This is a genomic window from Burkholderia sp. 4NA327C6 (assembly GCF_005502655.1).
GTDB lineage: Bacteria > Pseudomonadota > Gammaproteobacteria > Burkholderiales > Burkholderiaceae > Burkholderia > Burkholderia contaminans.
Window position 1 is genome coordinate 16,244 of the sequence record NZ_SCNZ01000043.1, and the last position, 12,662, is coordinate 28,905.

Annotated in this window: 12 protein-coding genes and 2 pseudogenes; all 14 read right to left on the minus strand. The window is 64.2% G+C overall.

The window, feature by feature from the left end; all coding sequences use genetic code 11:
- Positions 1–7 precede the first annotated feature (7 nt).
- A complete protein-coding gene (locus tag FFS49_RS31750; RefSeq protein WP_023093437.1) occupies positions 8–367 on the minus strand; it encodes a TIGR03745 family integrating conjugative element membrane protein in 360 nt (119 codons plus the stop codon).
- A gap of 16 nt (positions 368–383) precedes the next feature.
- Positions 384–617: a TIGR03758 family integrating conjugative element protein gene (locus FFS49_RS31755; RefSeq protein ID WP_009459672.1), complete on the minus strand. Its 234-nt coding sequence runs from the start codon at positions 615–617 to the stop codon at positions 384–386.
- The gene (locus FFS49_RS31760) at positions 614–997 is read right to left on the minus strand and encodes an RAQPRD family integrative conjugative element protein (RefSeq protein WP_023093438.1); all 384 of its coding nucleotides are present in this window, start codon (positions 995–997) and stop codon (positions 614–616) included. Before FFS49_RS31760 ends, FFS49_RS31755 begins: the two co-directional genes overlap by 4 nt.
- Positions 998–1,095: 98 nt before the next feature.
- Complete coding sequence (locus tag FFS49_RS31765) at positions 1,096–1,845, minus strand: TIGR03747 family integrating conjugative element membrane protein (RefSeq protein WP_023093439.1); 750 nt, start codon at positions 1,843–1,845, stop codon at positions 1,096–1,098.
- Positions 1,842–4,031 carry a type IV conjugative transfer system coupling protein TraD gene (gene traD, locus FFS49_RS31770; protein WP_023093440.1) on the minus strand — a complete coding sequence of 730 codons (2,190 nt, stop codon included), beginning with the start codon at positions 4,029–4,031 and terminating at the stop codon, positions 1,842–1,844. Before traD ends, FFS49_RS31765 begins: the two co-directional genes overlap by 4 nt.
- A gap of 4 nt (positions 4,032–4,035) precedes the next feature.
- The gene (locus FFS49_RS31775; RefSeq protein ID WP_023093441.1) at positions 4,036–4,575 is read right to left on the minus strand and encodes an integrating conjugative element protein; all 540 of its coding nucleotides are present in this window, start codon (positions 4,573–4,575) and stop codon (positions 4,036–4,038) included.
- On the minus strand, positions 4,572–5,177 hold the full coding sequence (locus FFS49_RS31780; RefSeq protein WP_023093442.1) for a transglycosylase SLT domain-containing protein: 606 nt from the start codon (positions 5,175–5,177) through the stop codon (positions 4,572–4,574). The genes FFS49_RS31775 and FFS49_RS31780 overlap by 4 nt, the downstream gene beginning before the upstream one ends.
- Positions 5,159–5,884 (minus strand): TIGR03759 family integrating conjugative element protein, encoded by a 726-nt coding sequence (locus tag FFS49_RS31785; RefSeq protein WP_023093443.1) that lies wholly within the window; start codon positions 5,882–5,884, stop codon positions 5,159–5,161. Before FFS49_RS31785 ends, FFS49_RS31780 begins: the two co-directional genes overlap by 19 nt.
- 14 nt (positions 5,885–5,898) lie before the next feature.
- Entirely contained in the window at positions 5,899–6,540 is a 642-nt protein-coding gene (locus FFS49_RS31790; protein ID WP_023093444.1) for a hypothetical protein, read from the minus strand.
- Positions 6,537–7,136, minus strand: coding sequence for a PilL N-terminal domain-containing protein (locus tag FFS49_RS31795; RefSeq protein WP_023093445.1), 600 nt, complete (start codon positions 7,134–7,136; stop codon positions 6,537–6,539). Before FFS49_RS31795 ends, FFS49_RS31790 begins: the two co-directional genes overlap by 4 nt.
- 160 nt (positions 7,137–7,296) lie before the next feature.
- Positions 7,297–7,779 carry a hypothetical protein gene (locus FFS49_RS31800; RefSeq protein WP_023093446.1) on the minus strand — a complete coding sequence of 161 codons (483 nt, stop codon included), beginning with the start codon at positions 7,777–7,779 and terminating at the stop codon, positions 7,297–7,299.
- Positions 7,780–7,891: 112 nt separating this feature from the next.
- Positions 7,892–9,136 (minus strand): annotated as a pseudogene (locus tag FFS49_RS31805) (helicase-related protein); the annotation flags it as partial.
- An 82-nt stretch (positions 9,137–9,218) separates the two neighbouring features.
- Positions 9,219–10,937 (minus strand): group II intron reverse transcriptase/maturase, encoded by a 1,719-nt coding sequence (gene ltrA, locus FFS49_RS31810; protein ID WP_033955702.1) that lies wholly within the window; start codon positions 10,935–10,937, stop codon positions 9,219–9,221.
- 617 nt (positions 10,938–11,554) lie between these two features.
- Positions 11,555–12,589 (minus strand): annotated as a pseudogene (locus FFS49_RS31815) (DEAD/DEAH box helicase family protein); the annotation flags it as partial.
- Positions 12,590–12,662 lie beyond the last annotated feature (73 nt).

Consider the following 12,662-nt stretch of genomic DNA (forward strand, 5'->3'; position numbering starts at 1 on the left):
GCCTCGCTTACAGGATGCCGGTGGCTTCGGTGAGCAGCCAGATGCCGATCACGAGCAGGACGGCGCCGATGGCGACCGTGAGGCCGAACTGGCCCCACGTCTTGCGGCCGGTGTGGATTTCCGCGTAGGTCCCGTAGGCGTGGTAGCAGACGCCGATGAACATCGACGCCACGACCAGGAGGGCCACGAGCATGATGATGTCGTAGCCGTAGTTACGGATCGTTTCCATGATGCCGTTGCCCGTGCCGCGGGTCGGGTTCTCCAACTGCGGCAGACCCTGCGCGAACGACAGCGCGGGCAGCGCAGCGGCGCCCAAGGCCACGGCGGCGCGCTGGGCAAGACGGGAAGTGAGGATGCGGTTGTGCATGGTCATGCCTTTCAGGTCAGGAGAGGAGGAAGAAAGTCAGGACGAGGTACATCGCGACGAATCGGATGCAGACGCCGAGGAACTGGCGTTGGTTGAGGCGGCTCTCGGACCACCCCACGTAGGCCGTTCGCATGGCCCAAACGCCCCAGACGAGCAGGACCGCGAACACGACGCCGACCAGGACGGTCGCCATCGCTGAAGGTGCGATGCCGCTGTTGGCTTGAAATGCCGAGACCTGGGCGCCGTTCATGGCTTGCCCTCCGCGGTCGTCGGCGGTGATGGCGGGACGACCCGCTCCGTGCGGTAGTCGCCGGTCAATTCGGACGGGTCGCGCGGCTGGGCGCGCGACGGTGTGAGATGGGCCTGGATGCCGGCGCGCACGCGCGCCAGGTCAGCCAGCAGCCTCGGGTAGTCGAAGTGGTAGCGCTCGCCCGGCTGGATGGGGGCATGCGCGGCGCTGTCGGTGACCGTGTGCTCCAGCGCGTCGAGTTGGCGCAGCGCTGCGACCAGCTCCTGACGCTGCGCTGGGGACTCGGCCAACGCCATCGAGGACTGGCCCAACACAAGGACCGTCACGAGAAAAGTGGGCACGCCGCGATGCGCGGCGCGCAGCCAGATCGGAGCCAACATCGCGCCATTCCTGTGTGATCAGCAATGGCTAGATCGTGGAGATCAGGGCTGTTTCAGGCCGCAAACAATAGGAACCTGCGGATGACCGGATTGATCGGCTAGAGGTACTTCTTGAAGCTGCCCGCAGTCAGGCTCACGGCCAGTCCCAGCAAGGCGGCGCTCGGCAACAGGATCAGCAATGGATGCACCGAGATCGGCAGTGCCAGGTACGTGATCCACGGCAGCACGGCCAGGGGCATAAGGCTGGCTTTCGCGCGGTGGTAGATGAACCCGGATTCGCGGCCCGCGCCGAACCTGCGCACGTCGCGTCGTACCAGACCATCAATCAGACCGACGAAAGCGGCCGTGAAGATCAGCGGCAGCGTGAGCACCAGGACCAGCAGGCGCACTAGGAAGGTCAGCGTCGTGAAGGCCGCGGCGATCAGGTAGCTCTCGGCCCAGACATAGACTTGGCTGATGTAGTAGCGGAAGTTGCGCGCCTGCTCGTGGCTGGGTGCGCGGACGCGCTCGGCGGTCTGGCTCATGCGCGCCAGCAGCCCGGAGCGAACAAACACCCATTCGTAGCCTGTATCCACCAACTCGTGCGCTGTGCGCCCCGGCTCCTGCACGACCACGCTGCGCGTGAAGTGGCTGGACAGGTGTCCAAGCTCGTACTGCAACATCTGCTGGGAATGGCGCCAGCCCTGGTCCTTCCAGAACAGGTGCATGCCGACGCACTCCACCACGATCGAGAACAGCAGCGAGCCGATCAGCACTCCAAGCAAGCGAAACGGCAAGGTGACGGTGCCGACGATCAGGCCCTGGCGCTGGTTCTGCTCCCGCTGCGCGGTCGATGCGGCGTCCTTCATGGCGCGGCCTCGTCGGCATTGTGGTCGGTGGCGGTGGCCACCGCAGCAGACTCGGCTGGAGCCGCATCATCCAGCAGGTCATCGGGCAAGGCCGCATTCTGCAAGGTCGGGGAACTGGTGAACTCCCACCACTGCGTAGCCTCGCTGTAGCTCTGGCGCATGTACCCCGCCAGTTGTTGCAGGTCCGCCGGCATCACTTCATCCGGGTCTGGTATCGGCAGCGGCATGCGAACCTTCCAAAGCTGGCCGCCCTGCAGCAGCGCGAAGCACTGGCCTTTGGGCAGGCCGACTACGTGCGATGGCTCGATCATCGGCACGCTGGACATGCTGATGCGGTCCTGGGTGTTCGACGTGAAATCCGTCGCGCCGCGGATGTCCGAACTGTCGGTTGCCCCTGAGACGATGGTAGTGGTATAGACCTCGACCTTCGGCAACTGCCGCGTCAGCAGTTCGGCGGTGGCCGTCTCGCGCACGCGCAGCATGAACAGGTTGTTGAAGTTGCCGATCACCTGGCCAGCTTTCGCGCGGTTGCCGATGCGGGCCTCGATGTCCGAGAGGGTCTGCGTGTACGCGGTGACTTGCAGCCCGGCGCCGCCGCCTTTGTTGATAAGCGGCACGAATTCGTCACCCATGAGTTCATTGAATTCGTCCGCATGGACGTTGATCGGCACGCGCGCGCCAGCAGAGGCGTCCGGCAGGCCATCGTCGATCCCGTGCTTGTAGATATGGCCCGCCACCGAAACCAGGTCGGAGAACATGGAGTTCCCGACCGCTGCGGCAACCTCGGCGTCGGACAGCGCGTCCAGTCCCACATAGACGATGGCGCGCTTCCTGATGACTTGCATCCAATCGAAGATCGGGCGCGGGTCGGCCAGGTCGGAATAGTTCGGTGCCAGGAGCTGCGCGATCTTGCCGCTCGTGAGCTTTTCCAACAACGGCAGCAATGACGCGACGATCTTGTCGAAGTAGGTCTTGTCGTACCGAACTGCCGAGCGCAGTCCGTCGAGCACCGGGTCGTAGTTGCGCGCCTGGGAGAGATACTGCTCCAGCGCAACCACGCGCTTCTCGCGCCCGATCATGTTGCGCGGAATGTTCTTCTCGTTGAGCTTGGCCTCGATCTGGACGATCACCTCCCAGGCCTTGGGCTCGGTCTTGGCGAAGTAGTGCTGGGCGTACTCGATAAACAGCGCGTCGATGTTGATGACGTGCCGCTGGATCAGCATGTAGTCCGGGCGCTGTCCCAGTTCCACTAGGGCACGGGCAATGATGTTGACGAAGCGCCACGCGAACTCCCTGAAGGCCGCGCTATTGCCTTCACCGGAGAGTTGCCCTGCGATACGGGTGGCGACTTCCGAGATGCGACCGAATCGGCCCACCGCGTTGTAGCGGGCGCTAATCTCCGGCCAGCCCAAGTGGAAGATGTAAAACTCGCCTTCACGGCCCGCGCGCTTGGCCTCGACATACATGCGCTTCAAGAGGTCCGCATCCCCTTTGGGGTCGATGACGATCACGACTTCGTGTTCGCCGGCAGCGCTCTTGCGGCGGATGTCCTGGGTCACGAACAACTCGGCCAGTCGCGTCTTGCCCACGCGCGTGGTGCCCAGCACCAGCGAGTGCCCGACACGCTCGCCGAGCGGTAGGCTGACGTCCACCTCGTCCGGTTCGATGCCGTGCAGGCGTGGCAGGCCGCCCACAGGCGGCAGCGGACGCACCGGGTTGAAAGGCACATCCCAGCCCGTGAGCGCGGACAGCCGGGATAGCGGGAACGGCGCGAACTCCAGCCGCTCCTCCAGTCGCCGTGCCAGCCGGTAGGCAGGCGTCGGCTCGACGTATCGGCGGAACTCCGGCCGGTACGTCTGCATCAGCCTATGGGTGTGTTTTTGTTCCCACAGGAACCCGCGCCCGATGAAAAGCCGCTGCTGGCTGACGGGCACGTCCTTGCTCGTCATCACGTAGCGCGACAGGCGGCGGATGTTGCGCCGGTAGCGCAGGATCACGCGGGCATCGCGGTAGCGGATCGCGCCATAGGCGCCGAACGCCAAGGCGCTGCCGACGCCCATGGCCGGGCTCAGCGCGAGCGACCATGGGGCCACCAGGGACAGAAACGCGGCGCCTGCACACGCTGCGACGGTGTATAGCTCCACCGCTGGGCGTAGCAGAACCTCGACCGGCTGTTTCCCCGACATGGCTTCATTGCTCGATGCCGGTGGCCGTGATCAGCGCCGGGTAGTGCCGCAGGCCCAGGCGATCGGCCAGGTCGTCTCCGGCTACGGGCGCAAGCGGCACGCCCGGCACCAGGGCACGCAGCCGTGCCAGGCCCTGCGCGGTCTCGACATTGACCACCAAGCCGACCGCGCCGCGTTCGCGCAAAGCAACGCTGCGGCGCTGCAACCAGGCCCGGGAGGCGTCGTCGTCGCCGATGACCACGAACGGCCGCAGGCCGGGCGCTTCGATCACGCGCCGCGCGACGGTGCCGGGCGTGAGCTTGGCGCTGCGCACCGGCAGCATCGCTGTCTCGTCCGCGGGTGTGGCGGGAACCTGTGGCGTCGGAATGGGGGGACGGGCCGGGACATCGGCGCGCGGCTGGAGGTTGAGGGCCTCGTAGTACGGCAGCGCCGACGTGCCACCGCGATCTTCGACCACGATCAGCGGATCGCCGGCACGCGATGCCAGCGGCAGTCCTGCCAGCAGCACAAGCAGGCCCCGCAGGGCCAGATGGGATTTCGTCATGGGGAAGTCTCCTGGCGCGCGGCGAGCACCGCCGCGTTTGGACGTGCGCCCTGCACACGCGCGAGATGGCGCGACACGCTGCGCCGGTAGCGGGCGGCGGGTTCGCCGCCCGCAGGACGGTGGTAGCGGCCGATCGCGAGCAGCCAGTCTTCGCCGGACGTGTGCTGCTCGTTCAGGATTTCAGCGGCGATGGCGAGGTTGCGATACGGGTCCAGCAGGTCACACGCGCTGGTGAAGCGGTGCTTGTGGTAGCCGAGGTTGATCTGGCCCAGGCCTGCATCGATGCGCGTGTGAGGCGTGGCGCGCATTGCCTGTTGCAAGCCCGAGCAGGCATCGGCGCGCGTGGCAAAGCGGCGCGACTGGCCGGCGACATTGAGGGACCACGGCCACGGGACGATGCGCCCGTTGCGTCGAACTCCGCTCTCCTGCAAGGCCACGGCGTAGAGCACGGTCGAGGGGATGCCCGCCCGCTGGGCGGCGAGCTGGTAGGCGGGTGGCGGAATCTCCTGGGCATGGGCGGCGCAGGCGCACAGGCCGGTAGCGAGCACCAGTGCGCGCAAGAGCTGCGAGACGGAGGTGGCCGCTACGGCTGGCGCTGCCATTGGCCGTTCACCTCGCGCACAGTCGCGGGCAAGTCACCGGGCAGGCCCAGCGACAGCCAGCGGCCACCGTCGTGGTTGAGGGTAATGCTGCCGCTGCGCACGCGTGCCGGGTCGATCTGCGCGCGCTTGGCCCAGTCGCGGATGCGTGCGTCGTCCTGGCGGCTGCCCACCATATACAGGTCGAACTCGGCACCCGAGGATTGCAGCCGCTGCACGAGCTGCCCACAGACCGCGCAGCCGTCCTTGACGAACACCGCCATGCGACCGCTGCCGCGCGCGGTGCCGGTGCCCGGCCCGTCGTCGGGCAGGTTCACGCGCTGCATGCCGGGGTTCAGGCGCTGCCAGGCTTCGTCGTAGGCACGTTGGTAGGCGAGCAGCTTCTCGACGCGGCGTGCCTCGACTTGCACCTGCAGCTCTGCATAGCGCCGCCGTTCTTCGTCGGTGCGTGCCTCGATGCCTAGGGCAGACAGCGGGTCCAGGTTGGGCGAGTAGATGCCCAGCGGCCCATCCATCAGCTCGCGGTAGCGCGCCCATTCCTGGGGTTGGAGGCCCCAGTTGCTTGCTACTCGGTCGTCCAGGACGCGGGCGGCCAGCGGGCGCTCCTGGCTCTGCGCATTGCGGGCGGGAGCTGTGGCTGGCTGCTGCGCCCACGCGGGCCACTGGACTGAAGCCAGCAGGAGTGCGGAAAGGATGATCGACGGCTTCATGTCGTGTGCTCCGATCAGGGAATCGCCACGCGACGGGTCTGGTCGCCGGCTTGGAACACCGCGGCGCTGCCATCGATTGCCTGCAAGCGCCATGGACCGACCGCATCACCGGGCAGCAGCACCTGTAGCTGGTCGGGCGTAGAGTTTCCACTGCTCGGCACGACGGACACGCTGAGCTGGCCGGCGCGCAGTTCGGCGCCGACGATGCGGAACGGCAGTGGCGGCGGTTCAGGCTTGGCGGCGGGCTTGCTCGATGTGCGCGGCTGGGTGGGTGTTGCTGCACGCGCGGCGGTCTGGCGCGTCTTGATCTGCTCGATCTCCGCGCGCAGCGCCTGAAGGTCGTCGGCGGCTGCGTAGCTGCTCAATGTTTTCTCAACCTGGGAAGCGCGTGCTTCCAGGATTTGGCGGGTTTCTTTGAGGTCCGCCGCCGTTGCGACAGGCGGACGCTGCTGGATGGTTCCGATGGTCTCAGCCAGGGCCACCGTCTGCGCTTCGAGGCGTTGCAAACGGGAGTCGAGCCGTTTCTCGTCGGCCTGGTCGCTCATCGCCTGGTAGCCGAGGGCCACGATGACGCTGAGACCGAGCAGCCAGAGCCAGAGCAGGCTTTGCATCACCACGGCGACAGCCGGGCGCCGCGAAGATTGGGGAGTGTTCATGGCTGGCCGCCTGGAATGGAGGGCATCAGTGGGAAGGTCTGCACCGCATCGGCGGCGGCCGGTTCGGGCATTGGTTCGATGGCCACGCTGTCGCCGGGCCGCTCGAAGCAAATCTGTCGTGCGCGGTCATCCGCGTGCAGTTCCCAGGCCGGACCAGCCAGGGTGAGCAGCGCGTCGCGCAAAGTCATGGGACCGAGATGCAGGTGCGCCGCCGGCAGCGGCAGTGCATACAACTCGATCACGGCATGTGCTGTTTGACACAGGCTGTAGCCGCTGCGTTTGAGCACATGCCGCAGCCCATCGCCGACCGTGACGCGGGCATCCGCCGGCATCGAAACATCGATGGTCTGCAACAGCAGGTCGCGCTGCGCCGCCGTGGGGGCCAGCTCGACCAACGTGTAGCGCCCGTAGCGCACAACGGGGATGTACTCGGGTGCTTCGGGTTCGGGCGCGGTCGAGACTTCCTCGAAGGCATCGGGTGCGTGCGGTGCAGTCGTTGTCGCGCAGCCGCCAGCCAGTACCAACCAAAGCAGGCCGAGAAATCCCGCCAGCAGGCGGCGTTCGGGATGGTGAAACCACGGTGGAGAGGGGCACATGGCGCGTCGTCCTGAAACATCGAGCCCTCACCATCGCCGCTCGGGTCACGAGCAGCAGCAAACAATGCGAACCAGGCAGCGCCCGATTTCCCGACAGCCTCACTCCAAAGAAAAAGGCCCCCGAAGGGGCCAGTGAAAGCGCAGATCGGACTCTGCCGAATCAATCCCGAGCCAGCTTCAAGCCGGGATCGACCTGTGCCAGTTGGGCATGCGCCCAGCAGCGCACGAGCTGGCCGTTCTCGCCGAGCGGCCGGTCCGCCACCGCCGCCGAGTACTCGTCGGTGTCGCTGGTGTCGTAGCAGACGACCTTGATCTCGCCGGTGTCGCAGCGGATGGAGTGGATCTGGCCGTCGGTCATATCGACCACGACGACCTGCGGGGCAAGGCCCAGTTCGCGGGCGGCCGACAGGATGGGGCCATATTCGGCAGCGTCGAAGCAGACGAACGGCCCTTCGTACCGGGCTTCTTCGGCCAGATCCTTGGCTTTGTAGTAGTGGGCACCCTGATCGTATTCCTCCTGGGTGGTTCTGACCTTGAAGACCGGCATGTCGGGGGTGCCGGAAACATCGACGCAGGCAACAGCGACTTGCATCTCGATCTCGCCGCCGTCTGCGGGTTCGATCGAAGGGGTGTTGGTGTTCATGGAAATCTCCTTGAAATGAAAATGCGTAGCCATGCCCGCGAAGAACACGGGCATGGCTACGAGGTAGGAACAACAGAAAGCCGGCGGCACTAGGCCGGCGATGGCGTGGGGGTCAGGCGGCGACCAATTGCCGGGCCAGTGCGACCTCGACGGAATCACCGTCCTGGTTGAGCACATCCAGCCCCGATTCGGGCACGTCGCCCGAGGTGGACTGCGAGACCATGATCTTCTTGGCCATCAGCTCTAGGCAGGTCATCTGCGAGGAACCGGCGTAGCCGAGGTAGATCACGCGCACGGACAGCTTCTGCCCGATGCGCCAGGAGCGGCGTGCCGCCTGCTGCAGCGAGTACACGTTGTAGCCCGACTGCATGAACACGATCGTCGGAAACTCCAACAGGTCCAGTCCCGTTTTAACCAGCTCGGGGTTGGTGATGAGCACATCGATGCCACGGTCCAGTTGCTCGGCGATCCAGTCCTCGCGACGGCTGGCATCCACGCTTGCGCGCAGCACCGCCACCCGAAAACCTTCTTGCTCTAGCAGCACCTTCAACCGGCTGGTCGTGTCGCGTGTGCCGGTATAGACCGTGTAGGCCAGGACCTTGCGCCCCTGCGCCTTCTCCTCTTTGCAGATGTCGATCAGCTCGCGCTCTTTCGGCGTCAACTCGAACTCGTTGAACTGAGCCGGGACGAACGCCAAGGTGTTGCGCGTGCGCGGATGCACCACGGTTTCCGACCGGAAGCAGCAATCTGGCCAGGCCAGCAGCACGTTGAGCACCACACCCAGCAAAGTCGTATCGCGTCGTGCAAGAGCCTGTTTCAGCTCCGCGGTCAGCCGACCCGCCAGATCGCGGTAGGCCGCGGCTTGCGCCGTGTCCATCGCGACTTCTCGGAACTCCTCGTCATACGGCGGCAGGACGTTGCCGCCGATGTCCTTGAGCTTGAGGAAGATCGTGAACGGCAGGATGCAGCGCAAGACGCCCTTGGGGCCGAAGCCCGGGGCCTTGACCGTGCGCACCGATACCTTGGTGCCCTTGGCCGTCTTGTGCGCCGTGCCGGTGCTCTCGGAGTAGATGTCCTTCAAGACCCCGTGATCGCGCATGAACGCCATCGCGGCCGAGGTCATGCTGCCGCTCGTGGTCGGGCGGTAGCCGTCTTCGATCATCCGCCCCGGAAGGGCTCGGAACAGCAGGTAGAACAGGTCGTCCCCGTAGCCGCCCATCAGCGTGCCAGTCAGCAGCAAGGTCTTGCGAGCCTTCGCTGCCAGCACACCCATGGCCTGGCCTTGGGCACTGCCGCCGTTCTTGTACTCGTGCGCCTCGTCGGCGATGAGCAGGTCGAACGTGCCTTGCGGCAGGTAGTCGGGTAGGGACAGGCCATTGCTGGCCCATCCCCCCCTAAGAACCGTACGTGAGAGTTTCCCCTCATACGGCTCAAGCCTTTCAAAGCCCGCTTTCGCGGACCGGCTTCACCACCTTGAGACCATTGACGTGAATCTGGTTATGACAGTTTGGATGCACCATGATGAGATTGGTGTTCCCATCCTTTCCGCCATCGACCCGCCGAATGATGTGGTGGACATGCCACCCCGTCTCCTGCGTGATCAACTCTTGGCAGATCGGACAACGACGATCCTGTGCCAACCAGAGGTTGATGAGCTTCTTCCTGCCCCGCAGTGAGTTCTGCATCTTGAGGCTTACACGCTCCTCAAAGTACGTCTCCCACGTCGGGTCGAATGGATTGGCTTCCAACTTGATTGGCCGGTGTCGCCGAATGGGCGTATCCGTTGCCTTCCGCAGTGACGACAGGATGGGGTTCCCATCAGGGAACCTTTCACCCGTCGCCGCCGCAAACACCCAGTTACGGGTGCCTACGGAGTGGAAGTAGCGCTGCTTGATCCAGACGCTGCTTTTCTGCGGATGCCGACGAACGGCCCACTGCCACAACACACGCCAAATCTCATGATCGACACGCGCGAACGTCGCTTTGGACACGACGTGCTGGTGATAATTCGCCCAGCCTTGGATCATTGGGTTGAGCATCCGAATCAGCCGAGGCTGATCCAGCGCCTTATTGCCTTTGACCGCCGAGCGCACTTTCTCCAAAAAGGTCGCCACGTTCGCTTTCGACGGCTTGATCAACAGCTTGCCGTTGTACTTGCGCACGTTTTGCCCGAGGAAATCGAAGCCCTCGTCGATGTGCGTGATCTTGGTCTTCTCGGGTGAGAGCGTGAGCCCCCGTTCCCGCATGAAGTCCTCGATGATCGGCATGACCTCCTGTTCCAGTAGCTCTTTCGAGCGTCCTGTCACGATGAAGTCGTCCGCATACCGCACATAGTTGACCATCAAACGGGTCTGTACACCGTTGGCGTACCGCTTTCTTCCGAACGCAGCATCCAGTTTGGCTTCCAGCCCGTCGAGGACGAGATTCGCCAGAGTTGGCGAGATGATGCCCCCTTGCGGGGTACCAGCTTCTGTTGGAAAAAGTTGCCGATCTTCCATGTATCCGGCCTTGAGCCACTTCCTCAGAATCTCGCGATCCGTCGGTACATGACCCATGAGCCAGTCATGGCTGATGTTGTCGAAGCAGCCCTTGATGTCGCCTTCGAGAACCCACTGCGGTGCCACCTTCTTGGACAGTGCCGTGAAGCACTGTTCGATGGCGTCCGCCGTGGACCTCTCCGGTCGGAACCCAAACGAGCGTCCGTCCGCTGTGGTCTCGGCCACGGGTTCAAGAGCCAGCAGGTATAGCGCCTGCATCGCCCTGTCTCTCATGGTCGGGATACCCAGCGGCCGCATCTTCCCATTGGCTTTAGGAATATAGACACGCTTCAGCGGTTGGGGACGATACCCGCGCCGCTTGATTGACAACATGGCTTGAGACTTGGCTTCCGGGGTGGACCATGTGATGCCATCCACGCCCGGCGTCTTCTTACCTTGGTTCTCGGTGACTCGTCTGACGGCCAATGCTTTGCCGCTGAACGAGTGGGTCAGAATCCACTGCAGGGCTTTCACCTTGCCGTGTTTTCCTTCCCGAGTCGCCTTTACGATACGCGCCTGGAGCCTTCGCACTTCACGGTGACACGCAGCCCAGTCGATGCTGTGCCATGTGACCGATTCGTGTGAGGGCGCACCCGCGCAAGCAATTTCTTGCGTAGTCATCTGCAATTCCCTCTTGTAGAAGGTTGGACAAGTTTTCTCGTAGAGAAAGACCAAGTGGAAGTCTGCCCGCTTTCGCGTGGGATGATGTCGCCTTACGGCTCAACCCCTATCCGTCCCATTACAGGACGGCATTCGCTTTCTCCACATTCCTTTACCCGCACCACCAACAGCATTCCTTACGGTCTGCCTGCCCCGAAGGGCAGCGATACGGGCTTACCGTGTTTCGCTTGAGTAACGAGATGGGTTAGACCCTGCCTTTCCACCGGCGGTCATGATGTCCGTGTGCCCCCAAAACGGATAAAGAGCAACCGACCGCATACCTTTTGGTTCAAGCCTGTCAGCATCTTTGGCTTGTCATTCATAACGGTGTTTAACAGCAGTTCACTTGCGTTGGTCATACCACCCAGCCTAGCGCCGTACCCGCATTGATGCTCGCAGGTAACGCCTTGCCTCACGGCAGCGGCGCGGCCCGAAGGCCCAGCTACATTGTCCCGGCAGCTTCACACAAGACCGTTACCAGTCCTGCATGTGCCGGTAGGCTACTGATGACGGAACATCAGGTTCCTCGTCGGGGTTGCCCCCGTTGGAACAATTACTCAGGCGACTTCACGTCGCACGCGTTTGATGAACTCGGACGGCTGGTAGCCGCCTTCGCCAAAGCCGAACTCCATGTTGGCCATCGCACGTTCCATGCGGGTGGCCTGACGGTCGGAAAACACCAGCTCGCCGTTGCCGTCCATGAGATTGATGAACTCATGGATGTTGTCGCCGAGCATCGAGGCCAGGAAGCCGTCTCCGAACTTCTGCATCAGCTTCTGCGCGGTGACTGCCCCGATGGTCGGGATGCGCTTCAAGGCTTTCAGCACGGCCGAGGACTGGTCGTTGCCGGACAGGCTGCGTGGGCGGATCAGCGTCCACAGGGGCGCTGCGCAATGGCTGCACTTCCTGCGGTACTCCTCGGCTTCAAGCGCGACCGGGTTGACCGGCTCGCCGTCGAGGTCGGTGATGACCGTGCCGCAGTCCGGGCAGGCCGCCACGTCGCCGTGGCGGGTGCGCCGCTGGGTGAAGACAGGCTTCCAGTGGAACCCCATTCGCATCCTGACGCGCCCCAGGACAAAGAACTCCTGGCCGGTCGGCTGCACACCCAACTGCTCGCGCAGCTTGATGAGCTTGACCAAGGTATCGGGGCCGTTGAGCACCCAGACCTTCGCGCCCGCTACTGTCTCCTGGATCTCGCGCCGCCACTTGTAAACAAGGTGCGGGGGCGAGAGAACCAAGGTCCGGCGGTAGCCTTCGGCGTTGAGCACAGCGGCCGTGGCGATGCCGACGGTCGTCTTGCCGCAGCCCATCTCGCCATTGACGATCGCGGCGCGCTCGCCACGGTCAATCAGCAGCTCCGCGGCGGCGTGGACGACTTCGGCCTGGGCCTGGAATAGCTTGCGCTTGAGGCTGGCGACGATGAGCTGGCGATGTGCTTGCGGTTGGCCGGTATAGACCGGCGGGTTGGCGCTGTTGAGGGCGTCGAGCAGTTCGTCGCCGAACTCGCCGACGAAATCCTGAAGGCTCAGGGTCAGAGGGGAGGATTCCGCGTCGAGCAGTTCGCCCTGTACGGGCGCGGCTTCAGCGGCATTGGTTTCGAGATCGAGGGACATGGTGATGCTCCAAAGAAAAAGGGGCATGCACCACCCCCAGCGGGGCAGTGGCATGCCCCGTGGTGGGAAGTAA

Bases quoted from the DNA above. Each gene is read 5' to 3' on its own strand.
- FFS49_RS31750 (WP_023093437.1), bottom strand. From the start codon at position 367: ATGCACAACCGCATCCTCACTTCCCGTCTTGCCCAGCGCGCCGCCGTG.
- FFS49_RS31755 (WP_009459672.1), bottom strand. From the start codon at position 617: ATGAACGGCGCCCAGGTCTCGGCATTTCAAGCCAACAGCGGCATCGCA.
- FFS49_RS31760 (WP_023093438.1), bottom strand. From the start codon at position 997: ATGTTGGCTCCGATCTGGCTGCGCGCCGCGCATCGCGGCGTGCCCACT.
- FFS49_RS31765 (WP_023093439.1), bottom strand. From the start codon at position 1,845: ATGAAGGACGCCGCATCGACCGCGCAGCGGGAGCAGAACCAGCGCCAG.
- traD (WP_023093440.1), bottom strand. From the start codon at position 4,031: ATGTCGGGGAAACAGCCGGTCGAGGTTCTGCTACGCCCAGCGGTGGAG.
- FFS49_RS31775 (WP_023093441.1), bottom strand. From the start codon at position 4,575: ATGACGAAATCCCATCTGGCCCTGCGGGGCCTGCTTGTGCTGCTGGCA.
- FFS49_RS31780 (WP_023093442.1), bottom strand. From the start codon at position 5,177: ATGGCAGCGCCAGCCGTAGCGGCCACCTCCGTCTCGCAGCTCTTGCGC.
- FFS49_RS31785 (WP_023093443.1), bottom strand. From the start codon at position 5,884: ATGAAGCCGTCGATCATCCTTTCCGCACTCCTGCTGGCTTCAGTCCAG.
- FFS49_RS31790 (WP_023093444.1), bottom strand. From the start codon at position 6,540: ATGAACACTCCCCAATCTTCGCGGCGCCCGGCTGTCGCCGTGGTGATG.
- FFS49_RS31795 (WP_023093445.1), bottom strand. From the start codon at position 7,136: ATGTGCCCCTCTCCACCGTGGTTTCACCATCCCGAACGCCGCCTGCTG.
- FFS49_RS31800 (WP_023093446.1), bottom strand. From the start codon at position 7,779: ATGAACACCAACACCCCTTCGATCGAACCCGCAGACGGCGGCGAGATC.
- ltrA (WP_033955702.1), bottom strand. From the start codon at position 10,937: ATGACTACGCAAGAAATTGCTTGCGCGGGTGCGCCCTCACACGAATCG.